Annotated in this window: 16 protein-coding genes; 8 read left to right on the top strand and 8 right to left on the bottom strand. The window is 53.3% G+C overall.

What is annotated here, in order from left to right:
* Nucleotides 1–137: 137 nt before the first annotated feature.
* On the top strand, nt 138–1,811 hold the full coding sequence (locus HUN04_03235) for a Na/Pi cotransporter family protein (GenBank protein WDP88800.1): 1,674 nt from the start codon (nt 138–140) through the stop codon (nt 1,809–1,811).
* Between the two features lies 1 nt (nt 1,812).
* On the opposite strand, the gene HUN04_03230 is transcribed toward HUN04_03235, so the two are convergent.
* Genes HUN04_03230 through HUN04_03215 form a run of 4 tightly spaced genes read right to left on the bottom strand, consistent with a single transcriptional unit; the run spans nt 1,813 to nt 7,573 of the window.
* On the bottom strand, nt 1,813–2,367 hold the full coding sequence (locus HUN04_03230; protein ID WDP88799.1) for a DnaJ domain-containing protein: 555 nt from the start codon (nt 2,365–2,367) through the stop codon (nt 1,813–1,815).
* On the bottom strand, nt 2,364–3,203 hold the full coding sequence (gene dapB / locus HUN04_03225) for a dihydrodipicolinate reductase (GenBank protein WDP88798.1): 840 nt from the start codon (nt 3,201–3,203) through the stop codon (nt 2,364–2,366). Before dapB ends, HUN04_03230 begins: the two co-directional genes overlap by 4 nt.
* Nucleotides 3,204–3,212: 9 nt before the next feature.
* Nucleotides 3,213–4,925, bottom strand: a complete 1,713-nt coding sequence (locus tag HUN04_03220) for a phosphotransferase (protein WDP88797.1) — start codon at nt 4,923–4,925, stop codon at nt 3,213–3,215.
* 2 nt (nt 4,926–4,927) lie between these two features.
* A complete protein-coding gene (locus tag HUN04_03215) occupies nt 4,928–7,573 on the bottom strand; it encodes a 1-acyl-sn-glycerol-3-phosphate acyltransferase (GenBank protein ID WDP88796.1) in 2,646 nt (881 codons plus the stop codon).
* Nucleotides 7,574–7,870: 297 nt separating this feature from the next.
* Between HUN04_03215 and HUN04_03210 the strand changes: the two genes are divergently transcribed.
* Nucleotides 7,871–8,131, top strand: a complete 261-nt coding sequence (locus HUN04_03210) for a hypothetical protein (protein WDP88795.1) — start codon at nt 7,871–7,873, stop codon at nt 8,129–8,131.
* Between the two features lie 47 nt (nt 8,132–8,178).
* On the opposite strand, the gene HUN04_03205 is transcribed toward HUN04_03210, so the two are convergent.
* Nucleotides 8,179–8,868, bottom strand: a complete 690-nt coding sequence (locus HUN04_03205) for a reverse transcriptase-like protein (GenBank protein WDP88794.1) — start codon at nt 8,866–8,868, stop codon at nt 8,179–8,181.
* Nucleotides 8,861–10,033, bottom strand: coding sequence for a DUF1343 domain-containing protein (locus HUN04_03200; GenBank protein ID WDP88793.1), 1,173 nt, complete (start codon nt 10,031–10,033; stop codon nt 8,861–8,863). Before HUN04_03200 ends, HUN04_03205 begins: the two co-directional genes overlap by 8 nt.
* A gap of 233 nt (nt 10,034–10,266) precedes the next feature.
* Between HUN04_03200 and HUN04_03195 the strand changes: the two genes are divergently transcribed.
* The 4 genes from HUN04_03195 (at nt 10,267) to sppA (ending at nt 14,978) form a co-directional block, all read left to right on the top strand.
* Complete coding sequence (locus HUN04_03195; GenBank protein ID WDP88792.1) at nt 10,267–11,358, top strand: histidinol-phosphate transaminase; 1,092 nt, start codon at nt 10,267–10,269, stop codon at nt 11,356–11,358.
* Between the two features lie 5 nt (nt 11,359–11,363).
* Nucleotides 11,364–12,023, top strand: a complete 660-nt coding sequence (locus tag HUN04_03190) for a (d)CMP kinase (protein ID WDP88791.1) — start codon at nt 11,364–11,366, stop codon at nt 12,021–12,023.
* A gap of 122 nt (nt 12,024–12,145) precedes the next feature.
* Nucleotides 12,146–13,948 carry a 30S ribosomal protein S1 gene (locus HUN04_03185; GenBank protein WDP88790.1) on the top strand — a complete coding sequence of 601 codons (1,803 nt, stop codon included), beginning with the start codon at nt 12,146–12,148 and terminating at the stop codon, nt 13,946–13,948.
* 127 nt (nt 13,949–14,075) lie between these two features.
* Nucleotides 14,076–14,978, top strand: coding sequence for a signal peptide peptidase SppA (gene sppA / locus HUN04_03180; GenBank protein WDP88789.1), 903 nt, complete (start codon nt 14,076–14,078; stop codon nt 14,976–14,978).
* Nucleotides 14,979–14,984: 6 nt separating this feature from the next.
* On the opposite strand, the gene HUN04_03175 is transcribed toward sppA, so the two are convergent.
* Nucleotides 14,985–15,593: a threonylcarbamoyl-AMP synthase gene (locus HUN04_03175; GenBank protein ID WDP88788.1), complete on the bottom strand. Its 609-nt coding sequence runs from the start codon at nt 15,591–15,593 to the stop codon at nt 14,985–14,987.
* 108 nt (nt 15,594–15,701) lie between these two features.
* Nucleotides 15,702–16,526, bottom strand: coding sequence for a nitroreductase family protein (locus tag HUN04_03170; protein WDP88787.1), 825 nt, complete (start codon nt 16,524–16,526; stop codon nt 15,702–15,704).
* A gap of 138 nt (nt 16,527–16,664) precedes the next feature.
* Between HUN04_03170 and HUN04_03165 the strand changes: the two genes are divergently transcribed.
* Together HUN04_03165 and guaB are read left to right on the top strand one after the other, a co-directional pair.
* Nucleotides 16,665–17,729: an alpha/beta fold hydrolase gene (locus HUN04_03165; GenBank protein ID WDP88786.1), complete on the top strand. Its 1,065-nt coding sequence runs from the start codon at nt 16,665–16,667 to the stop codon at nt 17,727–17,729.
* Between the two features lie 219 nt (nt 17,730–17,948).
* Nucleotides 17,949–19,418 carry an IMP dehydrogenase gene (gene guaB / locus HUN04_03160; GenBank protein ID WDP88785.1) on the top strand — a complete coding sequence of 490 codons (1,470 nt, stop codon included), beginning with the start codon at nt 17,949–17,951 and terminating at the stop codon, nt 19,416–19,418.

Here is a 19,418-nt window from a genome sequence, read left to right as displayed (position 1 = left end):
TCAATATCGGCCCGGATTTTTCATTCTATTGATTGAAAAAAAAGAGATTTTGGCATATATAGTGCCTGGTTTTGTTAGTCTTTGGTTAGTATTGTGTTAGATAATTATTGGCCGGTAAACCTAAAAGGGAGGAACTGGTGGACATCGCAGGTATACTGATCAAAACCCTGGGCGGACTGGGGTTGTTTGTTCTCGGGATGAAAATGATGACCGAGGGGCTCCAGGCCACTGCCGGGCAGCGGATACGAAATATTCTTGAGGCCATATCTTCCAACAGGATCCTGGGCTGCATCACCGGAGCCGGTGTCACGGCACTGGTGCAGTCCTCTTCAGCCACCACCGTCATGCTCATCGGTTTTGTCAGTGCCGGTATCATGTCCCTGCAACAGGCGGTGGGGGTGGTTATCGGTGCAAATGTCGGCACCACCATTACCGGGCAACTCATTGCCTTTAAACTGACCAAGGCAGCTCTGCCGGCCATTGCCCTGGGCGTTGGACTGAAGTATTTTTCAAAAAAGCGGCGCTGGCGCCATATCGGCGATATTGTTCTCGGATTCGGTCTGCTGTTTTTCGGCATGAGCGTGATGAAAGAGGGGCTGTCGCCCATTAAAACCGATCCCCAGTTCATCTCGTTTTTTACCACTTTCTCAACAGAGACGGTGGGGGGGCTCCTGCTCTGTGTCGCCATGGGCGCCCTGCTTACAGTGGCGGTCCAGTCATCTTCGGCAACCGTGGGGCTGACCATGACCCTGGCCGGTTCGGGCCTGCTGACCTTTCCCACGGCCCTGGCCCTGGTGCTGGGAGAAAATATCGGCACCACCATTACCGCCCAGCTGGCCACCCTGGGGTCGAATAATGCCGAGGCCCACCGCACGGCCAACGCCCATACCATTTTCAACGTGGTGGGGGTGGCCATTATCCTGCTTATATTTCCTTTTTTCGTTGATATCGTCCAGACCGCCACCCTGAAAATGGGCGCAGGTCCCGTGGACCAGTCGGTGAATAATGAATTTATCAATGCGGCCCGGTACATCGCCAACGGCCACACCCTGTTCAACGTGATAAATGCCATGGTGTTTCTGGTGCTTTTGCCTAAACTGGTCCAGTTGACCATCCTCATCTCTCCCAATCCCAGTGGCGTGAAGGAGCGGTACCGGCTGCCCAGGTTTGATGCCAATTTCATGGACTCGCCCATCGGTGCCCTGGCAAAGGTCAAAGGCGAGATCATTGACTGGGCAGAGTACGTCCGGGTAAACATTAAAAAGGTATCCACCTGCCTGTCCCAAAGGGATGATGATATCCTCGGGGAACGGGAGGCGGTGGAAACCCATATTGATGACTGCCAGAAAATCATTATTTCCTACCTGACCACCATCTACCAGGGGGAGGTCAATGAGCCGGAGGCCAAGGAAATTTCGGAAATGATGCGCATCGTGAATAATATCGAGCGGCTGGGAGATGCCATGGAAAATATTTCCAAAATGCTTGAAAAGGTCTATGACGCAAACATCCGTTTCAGCCATGAGGCCACCCGGGACCTGAAGGCGATTTCAGCCGAGGTGGACCGGTTTGTGGAGATGGTTTTTAATGAGATGACCGAAAAAACACCGGGGTTTTATGAAAAGGCCCTGGCACTGGAGGACCGCATAGACCAGATGAGGGAGAATATGCGTTCTCAGCATATCCAGCGGCTCAGGAACGATGATTGCTCCGTGGACGCCGGCGTCTTTTTTATCGCCCTTGTCTCCAGCTATGAGAAAATGGGGGATTACTGCTACAATATTGCCACGGGGGTAAACCGGATCATTTAATCTATTTGATCAATGTTTCATAGGCGGCCTGGATTTCCAGAAATTTTTCGTTGGCCAGGTCGGCAAATTCCTTGCCCAGGTGGGAGAGTTTGTCCGGGTGGTATTGTTTGATCTTTTCTTTATACGCCTGCTGGATTTCCCGGCGGGACGCATCCGGTGGGACCCCAAGTATCTCATGGGGGGATTTTTTTCCCGGCCTTTTCCCGGATGGGGGCCGGCCGGTTTGGCCGGCGGTTGACCCTGGGCCCCCTGCGGCCTTCTGGTTTCCTGTGCCGGAACCGGGCTGGGAGCCCGGTCCCTTGCTGCGGTTGCCGGAATCTGATGCCGCCTTTCTGCCCGGCCGGGTCGGGCGGCCGGGAAAGCGGCCCCCGGCCTTTTTTCTGAATATAAACCAGGGCAGTTCTCCGTACCGTATCAGATAATAGACAGACCAGAGGATGACCCCGTCGTCGATCCATCCCAGCCAGGGCAGGAGCAGGTCCGGGATCAGGTCCACCGGAGATATGAGATAGGCCAGTCCGAAAAGGATCAGCACCAGCTTCATGAAACCGCTCATGGCATTTGTTTTTCCCGGGTCATAACGTCGATCATGGTGAACAGGCGTTTTGTTTCGCCTTTTGGGAGCCGGGAGAGGAAGGCAACAGCGTCAAGGGTGCCGCCGATATAAATATCCCTGCCGTTGATATTGTGGGTGAATTCAAAAAGAGAAGAACCGTCGCCGGCCCTCAGGGTATAGGTGTGCCATCCGTGGCCCCCCAGGTGCTCTTTGGGAATGCCCCATTCTTTTTCCTGGACTTCCGGGTCCCGGATCTGCTGGATATCGGAGACCTTGAAATCCACCCCCAGGCCGTTGAAACAGGAGACAATTGCCTTGGCCGTGCCTGAGGTGTCTGCCTTGCCCTGCTGGTGGCTTTCTTTCACTTCCAGGGTATAGCCGCTGAACAGGCCGGGAAAGGTTTTGGCGGCGTATTCCATCATGGCCTGGAATCCCACAATCTGTTTGGCCATGTTGGGGGAGATAACGGCCGGTGTACCGGCCTGGTTGACGGTTGCTTCAAGCTTTTCCCTGTCTCCGCCGGTGGTGCCCATGACAAAGGGGATGCCATTTGCGGTGTAAAATTCGGCATTGGCGTTTACGGCCGTGGGGTGGGTGTAGTCCACTGCGACCAGGCCGGGGTAGGCCGCCAGGATCTCCTTTATCTTGTCGTTCCTGGTGTCCGGTTTGACCAGGTTGATTTCGACCTGGCCGACGGTGACCGAGGCGGGTTGGACATCCGCACCGGTGAGAGAGAAGGGGACAAGGTCAAACCGCTGGTCTGACAGTGCACCCGCTGCGATAATACGTGCCACGTTGCCGGGCAGTCCGTTGATCATAATTGGGATGGGGGTCATGGGTACTCCTTATAATCCATTGATAAATCCGGCCAGAGGGGCCAGAATGCTGTTTTCCATTTTGTTCAGCCGCTGTTTTAAAGCGGCCAGGGCGTGGGGGATATAGGCTTCAAACTTCTGTTTTTTCTTTATCCGGGTCAGGAATCCGAAGGCCCCCAGCATCTGCAGGTTCCGGGTGATACAACAATATGAATAACTCTCTTTGAATCGGTTTTTTTCTGCGGGATCGGCAAGATCCAGGCGTGCCATGGCATGATCCAGCAGTTCTTCCTGCATATCAGGGGGCAGTTTAACATAGGGGTCGATCAAAAGTGAAGCCAGATCGTATTGAATGGGCCCTTTGCGGGCGGACTGAAAATCGATGAACCATACATCCCCCTGGTGGATCATGATGTTTCTGGACTGGAAATCCCGGTGCATGAGGCCTGCATATCCATGGGCCAGGGCCCTATCGGCAATATGGCTGAAAACCGGTTTGAATTCTTCCCAAGGGGCGGGGTGTTCCAGGTAGTGCTTTACAAAAGCGTCCATAAAATACCGGCATTCCATTTCCAGGATCAGATCCTTTGAATAGGACCGGGTCTGGCAGGTCCAGGCCGGGTCAAACTCCCTCAGGCCTTCCTGGGAAAACCGGACCAGGCTGTCGATGACCTGCCGGTAAAGGGTGGTGGTTTTTTCCCTTTGGCCGGGATCTGCCAGATCCGCCAGATGGGTGCTGCCCAGGTCGGCCAGGGCCACCTGCCCTGAGATGGTATCGTGGCCCAGTATCCGGGGGACACAGATCCCTTTACCGTTGAGGTGGCGGCCGATGGATGTGTATGACCTGAGCTGGGAGAGGCGTCCGGGCTGGGTGGACAGGGGGGATCCAGGCTCCCGGGAATCCTCTAAGCAGATGCCGTGATCACAGATCACAAGGGTTTCGGCACAATGGGAGGCCCTGAACCACTTCCGGTCCGAGCCGTCACCGGCAATGGGTTCAATTTTGATTTCATTGAACCGGGCGGGGGGCAGGCCCAAGATCTGCCCGGCCAGAAACAGCCGTGAGGTCTCCATGTATGCCCCCGGGGTGCCCATGTCCTCCCAGAAGAGTTTTTCCGCCTTAAGGGCGCGGATGCTGCCTGTGGCACAGAGGGTTTTATACAGCGCGATGCTTGAAAAAGCATTTTCCCCGGGCATATGGTCGAAAATTTCAGGTGACAGGGCCTGGATGCCGGTGAAGGCAAGCCCCGTTTCCGGCGGCGCCTCAAAATGAAGAATTTTTCCCAGGTTGCTTTTCCGGCTGCCCGAATCCGGTTCAAATGCCAGCTTGTTGAACCGGGGGCAATCATGGACCAGGAGGGTGGCCAGGGCATCCGAGGACCGGTGGGCCGCTGCCAGTGATTTCAGGTCGAAATCGCAGACAATATCCGCGTTGACCACCAGAAAATCGTCATCGGCAAGGTCGTTTTTAAGATTGGCCATGGCGCCGCCTGTATCCAGAATCTCAGGTTCATGGACCGCTTTGAGGCAGTGACCCCTGGGGTGGCTTTGGATGAAATCATGGATCTGGTCCCAGAGGTGGTGGGTGTTGATGAATATTTCTTCACACCCGCAGTCCAGAAGCCTGTCGACGGCCATGTCCAGTACCGGGCGGTTGTTAATGGTGAACAGGGGTTTGGGCAGAATCCGGGTATGGGGGAGCAGCCGGGTGCCGAAGCCTGCCGCCAGAATCAGCGCCTTCATGCCTAACCTGCAATAAGATGGGAGAGGCGGCTGATGATTTCCTTGTACTTGTCTATTTCGATCTGGTCCCCCGATCCGTTGATATTGTTTCTGGCGAAATAATTGGCCGCATTCCTGTAATTGATCAGAGAGATGGACTCCTTGCGCACCACCTGGTTCCGTTTGTATAATTTGCCGCCGAAGGAGAGGATTTTCTTGGCCCGCTCCTTGACGTCGTACTTGTCTGTCTTTTCCTTTTCCAGGAAAAGCAGGCAGGTATTATAGGATTCGAAAAAGGGGATGAGGAAGGCGGCAAACCATTTGAGCTTACGCAGGCCTTCCGAGGTCAGGTTGAGCATATCCGCCCGTTTGGGGTCGGGCACCAGGATGCCTTCGTTGATAAAGCATTTTACCGCACGGGAAATCTGCTCTTCGGCGGTGACCTCTTCGTCAAAGGAGAACTCGTCCGTGAACATCTTCTGGAGGAATTTGTATCTGAGCACCAGGTCCGATAGAACAAATTTAAACCGGTCCGTTTCCAGGATGGCCACGGCCGTATAGGCGGCCGGTACAAAAAAGCAGATCACCGAATTCTTATAATAATCCAGGATGGCCCGCTTGTTGTGCTTTACAATCAATACGGTGGTGTCATCAATCTCCTCTTCATCCTCGTCGGCAAGCTCGATGAAGTTCCGGGATAAAAAGTTGTCAACCACGGAATCAAAGGCGGCGTCCTGGTCCATGATCAGGGTGTCGGATAGATAGGCGCCGGTGAAGGTCAGCAGGTTCATGTATGTGTGGACCCGGCGCAGCACCTGTGCCTTTGAAAAGGTGTTGGCGGCGCAGTTGAGGATGGCTGAGGCAATGATACCGTGGGGGGTGGCCACGGTATTTTCATTGATGGAATTGATCATCTTGTAGCCGAAGCCCTTGACGAAATCCATATATTCCTTTTCCGTGGCCCGTTTCAGGTCTATATTTTTTTCACAAAGATAGCGGTTCATGGACAAGGGCTCGTCAAATTTCAAATACACCTTTCCGTATTTGCGTTTGAGGAATTTTCTGGTATTCAGCAGGCCCTTGAGGGTTTCCGGGCTTTTTTTGCCCCCTTCGATTTCCTTGAGGTAGGCGTCCTCTTCCAGCACCCGGTCATATCCGACGTAAATCGGTACAAAATACAAATCTTCGCAGGCCCCGTTCAGGTAGGCTTTGATGAGCATGGCAAGCCCCCCGGGCTTGGGTGTCAGCAGCTTGCCGGTCCGGCTGCGGCCCCCCTCGATATAAATCTTGATATTGAACCCTTCATACAGCAGTTTTTCCAGATAGGCGGCAAATATCCTGGTGTAGAGGTCAGCCCCCTTGAATGTCCGCCGCAGGAAAAAGGCGCCGCCCCCCCTGAAGATGGGCCCCAGCGGCCAGAAGGAAAGGTTTTTGCCGGCCGCAATGTGGGGGCAGGGCATGTTGTTTCTGAACATCACATAGGGAAGCAACAGGTAATCCAGGTGGCTCTTATGGCAGGGGAGAAGGATGAGGGGGGCCTGGGTATAGGTTTCCCGCATCCGGTTGATTTCATCCTGGTTCACCGATACCCCTTCGAAGATATTATTGAACACCCAGGTGAGCAGCCAGTTGAGGAAGTTGATGGTCCTCAGGCTGTAATTGGCTGCAATTTCGTTGATATAGCCGGCCGCTTTTTTGTTGACCCGGCGCAGCGGGGTGTTGGTTTTTGCGGCATGATCGGCAAGAAACTCCCTCAAAGATTTGCGGGTAAGAATGTCCTCTGTGATTTCCTGGCGTGATTTAAGGATCGGCCCGGTGATGCTTTTGCGCCGCCGGTTCAGAATATCCACCAGGTGGCTTCTCAGGCGGTGGGTCTGGAACTCGGAATCCAGCCGCTGGATTTCCGGACGGTTGATAAACTCCTTGAGGTCCACGGGGCGGGCCACCTCCACCCGGATTTTTTCGGGGTGGCGCAGTAGGATAAACAGCCGCTTTATCAGCCCGGGTTTTTCATGGGTACCGAAGATAATATCGGCCAGCCCCGGGTTTTTGTGCATGGGCTTGGTGACGTAAATGATGTCTTCGGGTACGATGACCACGGACCGGTCCAATTGTTTCTGGAGTTCGATGAGGTGGTAGAGGGGGTCCGGGGTGGACTTGATGAACCTGCGGTAAAAATCCTCCTCTTCGATGAGGCAGAGGAAACCGGCCCGGTTGTCAAGAAGGGTCTGGCTGGCATAGCCGGTGCCGTATATGTCCTTGATCTGGAAATGGCGCATGAAATGGGCCATGTGGGAGGTCATGATCCGCCAGGCCCGCCGTACCGGCAACAGGGGGAAAAAGCTTAAATCAAAGCCCAGTTCCGGATAGGGCAGGTCCAGGGACTTGAGCCGGGTATGAAAAAAAAGAAAATCGAAAAAACGCTTGTTTTTACAGCTGAATACCACAATGCTGTCCGGTTTGATTCCCTTTATTTTTTCAAGGTTATGATCGTCCAGGGGGATTTTCCGGGTCAGGCGGGTGATGAGTCTGCGTATGACAAAGCTTTGGTTGCCCGGGTAAAAACAGGTAAAGTATTCATGGGGGGATGGCGCCATGCTGTCCGGGGAACCGAATAATCTGTTTTTAATTCCTGCGATCAGTTTGTCCAAAGGGGGCAAGAGGCTCATTGGATATTCCTTATATATGGTAAGCACTCGAAGTTGTTCAAGGATTCATTCAATACCAAAGCTTGGGTGCGATGGCAATATGATAATTTTTTGAAAAGGGGGGTTGGGCAGGGGGTAAATTTTTATTAACATCTTGTTATTTAAAGGGGTTTGCCATCTGTCCGGGCGGGGGAAAAACGCCTTGATAAAATCCAGGTCCTGTGCTATTTTTTCACATCTTATTTGTAGGGAATTCAAGATTTAAGGTGAATGTCACGTATTTTGATAATTAAGACAGGAATTTAAGGAGGATAGTCTATGAAAACGTTAATTGGCGGAGCTATTGCAGTTCTTCTCGGTGTTGTTGGTCTGGCGGTCTGGTTTGGTGAGTTCGTAAATCTTCTGTTGGGATGCATCCCCCCTGTACTGCTTCTGGGTGGTGGCCTTGCCCTTTACCTGGGTTTTGATGAACTCAAAGACTCCTGGAAAAAAGATGAAGGCGTTGACGCTCCTGCCGATGATGACAAAGCCAAAATTGCCGAGCTGGAAAAAGAACTGGAAGACCTGAAAAAAGCATAATCGACCGGTTTTATTCCGGCTGTACGTATATATTAAAAGGGCGGTCCCTATTCTTCTGGGGACTGCCCTTTTTTTATGTCTGCGTTTTTGATGGCGCAGGCGGCTAAAAAATCAGCCACTTCATTTCCCTTTATGCCGGCGTGGTCTTTTACTTTGATGATGCCGATATCCCTGAATCTGGTCATGAGCGACCGAATGGCAAGGATCAGATCCCGGTGGGTATCGGGCCGCCCCTTTTTTTTCAATTGATCCGCCGCATGGGATGAACCCGTGAATATCCTCACGGGCAGGTCCCGCCGTTTCAGGGCAATGAGCCCCCGGTGGATCGCTTTAAGTTCGGCAAGGTCATTGGTGGCGGTGCCGATGAATTCAGAAATCTCTTTTCTGTTGTCCCTGTAAAGCATGAGGATGCCGATGCCCGACGGTCCGGGATCGCCTGAAGAGGCGCCGTCCGTATAGATGCGTATGCAGTTGGGCGGCAGGTCCTGCTCCGGGTTTTGGGCCTTTTTCTTCTGTCTGGTTCCTGCCGGCACGGCCAGGTCTTCGGGTTTGAGATTCTCCAGTTTAATCCGGTATTCATAATCCTGATTCAGGTTGTACTTGATGGGGACTTTGCCGTTTTCCGCCATGGGATTGCCCCGGCCGTCAAAGGGGGCCCATACTTTATTCCCCTTGAAGGACATCCGTTTCCATTGGATATCTTCGGGCTTATCCCTGCTGGGGGGTGGCTCAGTCATAGAGATAAAAGGCGGTTGAGGTTTCAATAAAATGGTTCAGTCCCGGCTGCCATTCTTTTTCCAGATCAGCCGCAGGCGTCATATCGCAGAGGGCCCGGCGAAGTTTTTTGCTGCCCAGGATCAAATCCATGGGCAGTTTTTCATATTCGTATTCATAGGGCGGTTCCTTAAACCGGAAGTCTTCCGGGCAGGCCCTGAGAATTTCCTGGAAAAAAATCAATGAGGCCAGATAGGGTTTGTATTCCTCTCTGTCCGTAATATGGATGTGGAATCCCCTGCAGGGTTCATTGGCCCATTTGCTCGAGGTGGGCTGGAAACAGACCGGCCTGAGGCAGATGCCTGGGATGGAATTTCCCAGTCCTTTTGCCAGGGCGGTGTTATCGATATAGGGGGCCCCGAATAGTTCAAAGGGAAGGGTGGTGCCCCGGCCTTCCGAAACATTGGTGCCCTCGAATATGACCTGGCCGGGATAAACCATGGCGGACAATGGGGTGGGCAGGTTGGGGGAAGGCGGAATCCAGGCAAGGCCGGTATCCTGCCAGTACATCTTCCGTTGCCAGCCTTCCATGGGAATGACGGTCAGGTCGCAGCCGATATTTTGGGTGGCGTTGAAATATTGGGCAATTTCCCCCACGGTCATCCCGTGGCGCATGGGGATGGGAAAGCGCCCCACAAAGGAGGCATAGTCTTTCTCCAGCAGATTGCCCTCAACCTGACAGCCCCCCACAGGGTTGGGGCGGTCTAAAACCACCATAGATTTCCCTGCGCGTGCCGCCGTCTCAAGGCAGTAGGAAATGGTATATATAAAGGTATAGACACGGGTGCCCACATCCTGGATATCAACGACAAGGGTGTCAATTTCCTCAAACATTTCCGGCGTCGGGATGCGGGTCTCGCTGTAAAGGCTGTACACGGGAATTCCGTATTCTGGATCACGGCCGTGGGCCGACTCGATCATATTGTCCTGTTTTTCCGCAAAAAAGCCATGCTGGGGGGAGAATAATGCCTTGAGTCTTCCCGGGAACAGCTCGTGTATGACCTGCCTTGCGTGGGTGAAATGCTTGTCCACCGAGGCGGGGTTGGCCAAAAGGCCCAGGTTTCGGCCTTTCAGGCTGTCAGGTATTTTTGCGTGCAGGGTGTCGAGCCCGGTGTTTATCTGTTTCATCTATTCTCCAAATTAATGATTGCCTTGTGAATCACCGGCCCGGCCGCCCCATCCGGGCCTGAGCGGTGTAATGACCCATTGGGCATTTTCCTTATTCGTTCTGAGAAGGATCGCCTGGCGCCGCCGCCCGTGGTCGCCATAGTGGCCTTCCTATCATAAATATTGACAAAAACTCAAATCCTAACTAAATAAAGTTGTTTTACCATAAGCCCGAATCCAGGAGAACATCTTCAATGAAATTCAAGATCAGTGACCCCATTAATACCATTAAACCCTATGAGGCTGGCAAGCCCTTGAAAGAGGTGGAGCGGGAATACGGAATTTCCAACGCCGTGAAGCTGGCCTCCAACGAAAATCCCTTTGGTTTTTCACCGGCGGTAAACCGGGCTGTGGCCGACCATCTGGCAACCATGAACCGGTACCCGGAGCCTGTGGCCCATAATTTGTGTGCAAAATTGGCTAAAAAGTTCAAAGTGGGAAAGGAGAACCTGGTTCTGGGGAACGGGTCCGACGATATCATTGCCCTGCTGGCCCATGCCTTTTTGAACCCAGGGGAGGAAGCGGTGATGCCGCTGCCTTCCTTTCTCATGTACGAAATATCCGTAAAAACCGCCAAGGGGGTGCCGGTGATGGTGCCCCTCAAGGATTTTACCACCAACCTGGACGGGCTGGTCGGGGCCGTTACGCCAAAAACAAAAATGGTATTCATCACCAATCCCTTCAATCCCACCGGTGCGGTGATTACCAAGGGCGAATTTGAGGCCTTTGCCGCAAAGGTGCCCGAAAATGTGCTCATCGTGGTGGATGAAGCCTATATAGAATTTGTCAGGGATGACAGCGTATATAATTCCCTTGAACACCCCCTGGTCGATCCCAGAATCGTTACATTGAGGACTTTTTCAAAGGCTTACGGCCTTGCCGGGTTCCGGGTGGGGTACGGTGTGATGGATGCGGCTGTGGCAGAAATCCTCAACAGGATCCGCCAGCCCTTTAATGTCAACAGTCTGGCCCAGGCGGCCGCCGAAGCGGCCCTGGATGATGAGGTCTTTCTTGAAAAGAGCGTCGGCGGGACCCACGAGGGAATTGCTCTGCTGACCCGGTCGCTTAAAGACATGGGCCTGGACGTCCTGCCCACCCAGTCCAATTTTCTCATGGTGGATTTGAAAACCGATTCAAAATCCGTATTTGAAAATATGCTCAAGCAGGGCGTGGTGGTCAGATCAATGGCCTCCTACGGATTTGATACCTTCCTGCGGATCAATACGGGAACCCGGGAAGAAAATGAAAAATGCATTGATGCACTGAGAACGGTGCTGGAAGGATAGGGGTAATGGGATTTCGGATTGTAACCATTGACGGGCCTGCAGGCGCCGGTAAAACAACGGTATCCAAAGCATTGGCAAAGGAACTGGGCTGCGTATATGTGGATACCGGGGCCCTGTACCGGGGGGTGGCCTATGAGATAGGCCTCCAGGGGGTGGACTGGCAGGACGAGGCCGCCCTGGCGGCCTTTCTGGATACCCTGGATTTAAATTTTGTCATGGAGGGAACAGAGTTGATCCTGACCTCCTCGGGCCGGGACATCACGCCGTTTATCCGCACCCCTGAAGTGACCATGCTGGCGTCGGCCACTTCGGCGCTTCCGCCTGTCCGGGCGGCGCTTTTAGGGATACAAAAGCAGATCGCCGCCACCCGGGATGCCGTGTTCGAAGGCAGGGACATGGGCACGGCCGTGTTCCCCCATGCCCCGTTTAAATTTTTTCTTTCTGCAGATATTGAGGCCCGGGCCCGGCGGCGGCATGCGGAAATGGGCGATGATGCCGCAGGGCTTGATAAGGTCAAGGCGGATATGGCCCGGCGCGACGAGAATGATTCCTCGCGGGCAGCCTCCCCCCTTAAACCTGCTGAAGATGCGGTTCATGTGGATTCCACCCATCTTACGGTGGAAGAGGTGGTAAAAAGGATGCGCGTCCATATCGAAAATACATAAAAAAATTATCATTTGCTTGATTTTTCTTTTGCCCCTTGATATAAAGGTAAATTGTACTCGTATCCGTAATGTTCCTTATGGCGGCTGCGGGTAACAAAATTCGATTAGGGGGAATAATATTAATGAACAACATTGCTGAAGAAAACCAAAACATGAATGAAGAATTAGAGACAAAAGAAAACGTGACAGAGCCTGAAATTGAGCTCACCGGCGAAGAATCCATGGAAGAACTCCTGGGCATTTACGAGTCCAGCCTTAGCAAATTTGAAGAGGGACAGGTAGTCACCGGAACAGTGATCTCCGTCGGCAGGGACATGGTTCTTGTGGATGTGGGATATAAATCTGAAGGACAGATCTCTATTCAGGAATTCATTGACGAGGACGGCAATGCGAACGTCAATGTTGGCGACGAATTTGAGGTAATGATTGAAGTTTGGGATGAAGAAGAGGAAACCGTGCTTCTCTCCCATGACAAGGCCAAAAAGGTCAAAGTATGGGATGCCATTAAAGATATCTACGATGACGACGGCACCATCGAAGGTGTCATCACCAGCCGGGTCAAGGGCGGTTTCTCCGTTGATATCGGACTGCAGGCTTTCCTGCCCGGTTCCCAGGCCGACCTTCGCCCCATCCGCAACATGGATGAAATGGTCAACCAGACTTACGAATTCAAGATCCTCAAGTACAATAAGAAAAGAAACAACATCGTCCTGTCCCGTCGGGTACTGCTGGAAGCTGAAAGAGAAAAAATGCGCACAGCGACCCTGGCTGCCATTGAAAATGACAAGGTCATGGAAGGTATCGTCAAAAACATCACCGAATACGGTGTATTTGTCGACCTTGGCGGCGTGGACGGACTCCTGCATATCACTGATATCTCCTGGGGCCGGGTCAAACATCCCTCAGAGCTGTTCTCTGTAGGCGACCAGATCACCGTGAAAATCCTCTCCTTCGATTTCGAGAAGGAAAGGGTCTCCCTGGGTATGAAGCAGCTTACACCTGATCCCTGGACCACTGCCGTTGACAAATACCCCATCGGCTCCAAGGTTGAAGGCCGGGTGGTCAGCCTCACCGATTACGGTGCATTCATTGAACTGGAAGAGGGTGTTGAAGGCCTCATCCATGTGTCTGAAATGTCCTGGACCAGAAAGATCCGCCATCCGTCCCAGATGGTCGCTGTCGGCGAACAGGTTGAAGCCGTTGTGCTGGACCTCAAACCTGACAACCGGAGAATCTCCCTGGGTATCAAACAGACCGTTGAAAATCCCTGGGAAGTTATCTCCCAGAAATATCCTGTGGGCACCATCATCGAAGGCAAGATCAAGAACATCACCGAATTCGGCCTGTTCATCGGTATTGACGACGACATCGACGGCCTGGTTCACATTTCCGATATTTCCTGGACCAAACGGATCAAGCATCCGTCTGAAGTCTACAAGAAAAACGATACCATCCAGGCGGTTGTCCTTGACATTGACAAGGCCAACGAAAGATTCTCCCTGGGCATCAAGCAGACCCAGGCAGATCCCTGGGAAACCGTTGCCGAGCGCTATGAAGTGGGCAAGGAGATCTCCGGCGAGATCACCAACCTCACCGACTTCGGCGTCTTTGTAGAGCTTGAAGAGGGCATCGAAGGCCTGGTTCACGTCTCTGAAATCAGCAAAGAAAACATCAAGAGCCCCAAAGAGCATTACCAGATCGGTGAAACCATCACCGCCAAAGTAATGAACATCAACTCCGACGAAAGACGGATCGGGCTGTCCATCAAACGCCTTGAAGAAGACGACGATGACAGATATCTTGAAGAATTTGCCAAGAGCACCAAACCGGCCGCTTCCGCATTCGGCGAAATCCTGAGAACCAACATCCAGGAAAAGCTTGAGGCTGACAAGGCCCGGGAAGAAGCTGAGAAAAAAGAAGACTAATCCTTTCCCCCATTCATTGCAGGCCCCAGGCCCGCAGTCAATGGCAGGATGAGAGGCTTCGGGGCCGGATGAATCCGAGAGGGTTTATCCGGCCCTTTTTTTTACCCATAAGTGAGGAAATAAGTTTATGTTCGCGCGACGCCATCCCTTTTTGTTTTTCCTTTCCATTGTCTGCGGCTGTATGACCCTGGGATTTCTGGGCCTTGTGGGGCTGATGACCATGGGATCCCTGGCTTTTAACTCAGGACTGGGCGGCCACATGGGCCAGGCGGCCGGAAATATCGGCGTGGTTGAGGTCTCGGGACCCATCATCTCCTCGAAGCAGGTGATTGAGGATCTCCAGGCATTCCGGAAGGATGACCGGATAAAGGCCATTGTCCTGCGGGTCGACAGCCCCGGTGGCGGTATCGGGCCTTCCCAGGAAATTTACCGGGAACTGATCAAAACCGGGAAAAAGAAAAAAGTGATCGCATCCATGGGATCTGTGGCGGCTTCGGGCGGGTACTATATTGCTGCGGCCGCCCATGGAATTGTGGCCAACCCCGGCACCATCACCGGCAGCATCGGCGTGATCATGGAGTATGCCAACCTCCAGGCCATTGCCGAAAAAATCGGCATCTCCCCTGTGGTGATCAAGAGCGGTGAATTCAAGGATATGGGCTCTCCCTTGCGGGAACTCAAGGAAAGTGAAAAAGCCCTGTTCCAGGAGCTGGTGGATGAACTCCACAGCCAGTTTGTTCGGGATGCGGCAACGGCAAGAAAAATGGAAACCTCGCTCATGGCCAAACTGGCGGACGGGCGGGTCTATACCGGACAGAAGGCCTTGAAACTGAAGCTCATTGACCGTCTGGGCAACCTTGACGATGCGGTACAGTGGGCCGGCCGTCTGGCCGGTATCCAAGGAGAACCGGTGCCGGTGTATCCGTCTGAAGACAAGATGACCTTTATAAAACGGCTGGCAGAGACGCTGTTACAGGATATTCATATTTCGGGGATTCTGCCCGGAAATCCGGGGTATACCATCAAGTAAGGGGCGCTACTCAAATACATCCACATCCCCTGCGCCGTATCTGATGATTTCCGGCTCGTCGTCCACCAGGGAGATCACCGATGAGGGGGCCCCGGGTACGGGGCCGCCGTCAATTACCGCATCCAGGCGCTTGGCAAAATAATCATGGAGAAGCGAGGGGTCTTCAAATACGTGGCCCTCGGGATCTGTGGCAGAGGTGGAGATAATCGGGTTGCCCAGCTCCCTGGCCAGCATCAGGGCAATTTCATTATCTGGTACCCGGATGCCGGCTGTCCGCCGTTTGGTCAGCATGATTTTGGGCACCATTTTGGATCCGGGGAGGACAAAGGTGTAGGGGCCGGGGAGCAGGCGCTTCATATGCCGGTAGGCCATGTTTGACACCTTGGCATAGGTGGCGATGTCCTTAAGGTCCGGGCAGATAAAACTGAAGGGCTTGGTCTTTACCCGCTGCTTGATGGCATAAACCTTTTCAATGGCTTTTTTATTCATGATATCGCAGCCGATACCGTAAAATGTATCTGTCGGGTATGCGACAATGCCGCCTTTTTTCAGGATACCCACCGCCTTGCTGATCTGGCGTTCCTGGGGATTATATGGGTTGACGCGTAATAACATCTTCGGGGTCCGTTAATTAATTTTTTGCCTGTGGAATAATACCACGGGCAACCTTATATAGAAAGGTTAGAGCTGTCAATCTCTAAAACCCTGGCCCGCCGTTATCCATTATTCCATCCAGGAAATTTTCGGCGTATTCCTCGGCGGCATCCGGTGGTATTTGAATTTGGGGTAGCCCGCCATCATCACGGCGTGGGTTAGCAGTCCGTCATTTTTACCCAGTTTTTCAGCCAGGGGAGGATAGACGGTGGCCGCCCTGAGAAAATAACCGCACCAGCAGGTGCCCACACCAAAGGACTGGGCGGCCAGGTCCAGGTAGGTCATGGCGATGGTGCATGCCGGAGGGGCCATGGGATTGGCCTCGTGGCCCTGGGCCAGGATCAGGGTGGGGGCGTTGCGGGTCACGATGTCTATTTTGAATTTCCATGCCCCGATGATCATATCCAGGTGCAATAGCTTTGCCAGCTCAGGATTTTCCTTTTTGGTGAGTTTCATCCAGTCGATGACCATAGCGGCATGTTCCCTGACCAGATCCTGTCCGTTGAGAATCCGCCAGTGGACGGGCTGGCAGTTGTGGCCCGACGGGGCGAAGGATGCCAGCCGGATGAGTTCTTCCAATGTGCTTTTGTCAACGGGTTTTTCTTTGAAGTTCCGTATGGAGCGCCGGGCCCTGAAGAAATACTCTGTCTGCCCGGGGCTGAGTGCCCGGGTTTTATCAAGGGCGAGGAAGTCTTCCGATGCCAGGTTTTTGAGGCTCAGGGCACCGTGGGGGCATACGGCAACACAATGGCCGCAGTTAATGCACAAATCCCCTGCCGCAGCAGCGGGTGTGGGAATCTCTTCTTTTTTCCATTTAATGATGCCCATGGGGCATTCAGCGGCGCAGATGCCGTCTCGCTTGCACAGGTCCTGGTCAACGGAGAACAAGGTCATCGGGATATCCTTTTTTGTTTCTTTTGATTGGTGGAACAATGTTTAATTTGCTATACCAGATAATCTGGGATGAGACAAACCATAATTAGGTGGGATGTGAAGTGGGCGGACCACCAGGCAGCATGGTGAGGACGGAAAATGGGCTGGAAAAAAATTAAACGGCTGATTCTTTTTTTTATGGCGGTGGCGGTGTTCTATCAGGCCGGTCGGCAGTTTTTCCTGGAAGAGGAGTGGGCCGCCAGGAATTATCTGCATGAACAGGTGAAATCAGCCTTTCCCGATGCCATGGAACATGCGGCAAGGGGATACGGATTGTCCCGCTGGAAATCCGGCAAGCGGCTTAAGGGGGCCGCTTTGATGCCAGGGGAGTCTGATCTGCCTGTGGTGGTGCTGATCCACGGCCTGGACGAGCCGGGCCGGATTTGGATGGATCTGGCCCCGGTTCTGGATGAAAAAGGGAATGCCGTTCTGATGATGTCCTATCCAAATGACCAGCGCATTACCGCCTCGGCCCGCCTCTTCTTTGAGGCGTTAAAAGGTCTGCCCCGGCCCCATGGCCGGGAGCTTGTGATTATCGGCCACAGCATGGGGGGCCTGGTGTCAAGGGAGATGCTCACCTCTCCTGAAATCGGCTATGCACGCGCACAGGCTGGTGGTCTGGTCCCACCTGTGTCGGATCTGATCATGGTGGGCACGCCCAACCACGGGTCCCAACTGGCCCGGTTCCGTTTTTTCATGGAGTTCCGCGAGCAGTTCCTCAATTTTTTTGAGGAGGATACCACATTGCTCCAGGGGATGCTGGACGGTACCGGGGCGGCAGGCCTTGACCTGATACCGGGCAGTGTATTCCTCAACCGGCTCAACAGCCGTCCCCATCCGACGGGGGTCAATCTCCATGTCATTGCAGGGGGGCTCTCCCCCTGGACCAGCAGGGATATCAGGGAACTGGCCCGGAGAATGGAGACTTTGCTGCCCTTTGAAAAACAACAGGCGGCCAGGAGCCTTGAGGCTGCCCTGACCGAAATGGGCAACACTTTGGGTGATGGCTTGGTGACAATTGATTCGGCCATTCTTGAAAATATTGCGTCAACCCGGGTCCAAGGCAGCCATTTGACCATGATCAGGAATTTTACCCAAGGCAGCGGGCGTGTGCCCCCGGCCATACCGGTCATCCTGAAAATTCTGGGGGATAAATTAAAATGATTCAATCTTTTAATTGCGGTAAGTGTTTAATATGATATGGTAATGCATTTTTCTTTGTATTACCCCTCTATCTTTTGGGTTGTAAAAAACAGCCGGATTTGGTAAGAGTACGTGTTTATATACTTTAATTTGAATTTCAAATTTGGCCGGCCTTTATGACCCCACGTAATAGCCGGCCATAATAGTATTAATAAACAATTTTCCTTTCTGGAGGCTTTTATGTCCATTGTATTACCCCAAGAGGGACTCTCATTTGACGATGTCCTGCTAGTCCCCGATTATTCAGCCATCCTCCCCGATGAGGTGACCACCCGAACCCGGCTGACCAAAGAACTTGAACTCAATATCCCCATCGTCAGTGCGGCCATGGATACGGTTACCGAGGCGCTGACCGCCATTGCCATGGCCCGGGCCGGCGGCATGGGCTTTATCCACCGGAACCTGAGCATTGAAGAGCAGGCCGTTGAGGTTGACCGGGTGAAAAAAAGCGAAAGCGGAATGATTGTGGACCCTGTGACCGTCCATCCCGACGCCACCATTCAGGAGGTCCTCAATGTAATGGCCAAGTACCGGATTTCGGGAATTCCCGTGGTGGACGGTGAAAAGCTTGTGGGCATCGTCACCAACCGGGACCTGAGGTTTGAAACCCAGATGGACAAACCGACCAGGGAGGTCATGACCAGCGAAAATCTGGTCACCGTGCCTGAAAAATGCAGCTTGGAAGAATCCAAGATCATGCTGCACAAGCACAGAATTGAAAAGCTTCTTGTCGTGGACCCCCAGGGAACACTCAAGGGGCTGATCACCATCAAAGACATTGAGAAAATTCGTAAGTACCCCAATGCCTGTAAAGACTCTTTGGGACGCCTCAGGGCCGGTGCAGCCATCGGCGTGGGATCGGACATGATGGAACGGGTGGAGGCTCTGGTCACCGCCGGTGCAGATGCCTTGGTCATCGACACCTCCCATGGCCATTCCAAGAACGTCATTGATGCGGTTCAGCGTATCAAAGCGGCTTTCCCCTCTTCACAGGTGGTTGCCGGGAACGTGGCCACTGAAGGCGGTGCCAAGGCCCTCATTGATGCGGGCGTGGATGCCGTGAAGATCGGTATCGGCCCCGGTTCCATCTGTACCACCCGTATCGTGGCCGGCGTGGGGGTTCCCCAGCTCACCGCCGTAACAAACTGCGCAGAAATTTCCAAGAAAACCGGCGTCCCCATCATTGCCGACGGCGGCATCAAATTCTCCGGCGACATTGCCAAAGCACTGGGCGCAGGGGCGGACTCCGTCATGCTGGGCAGCCTGCTGGCAGGCACCCGGGAAAGCCCGGGGGAAATCGTCATCTACCAGGGCCGCTCTTATAAGGCCTACCGCGGCATGGGGTCTGTTGAAGCCATGAAAAAAGGCAGTTCCGACCGCTACTACCAGAAAGATACCGGTGAAGACGAAGAACTGGTACCCGAAGGTATCGTTGGCCGTATCCCCTACCGTGGCACCGTCAGGGAAAACATTGTCCAGATGCTCGGCGGCCTCAAGGCCGGCATGGGGTACCTGGGCGCCGCCACCATTGAGGAGCTCCATGAAAAGGCCCGGTTCGTGAAAATTTCATCCGCCGGCCTGCGGGAAAGCCATGTACATGACGTTGTGATCACCAAGGAAGCCCCCAACTACAGAGTGGAGAGTAATTAA

The sequence above is a fragment of the Desulfobacter sp. genome (assembly GCA_028768525.1).
In the GTDB taxonomy this organism is placed as follows: Bacteria; Desulfobacterota; Desulfobacteria; order Desulfobacterales; family Desulfobacteraceae; genus Desulfobacter.
This window is presented reverse-complemented; position numbering and strand designations above follow the sequence as displayed.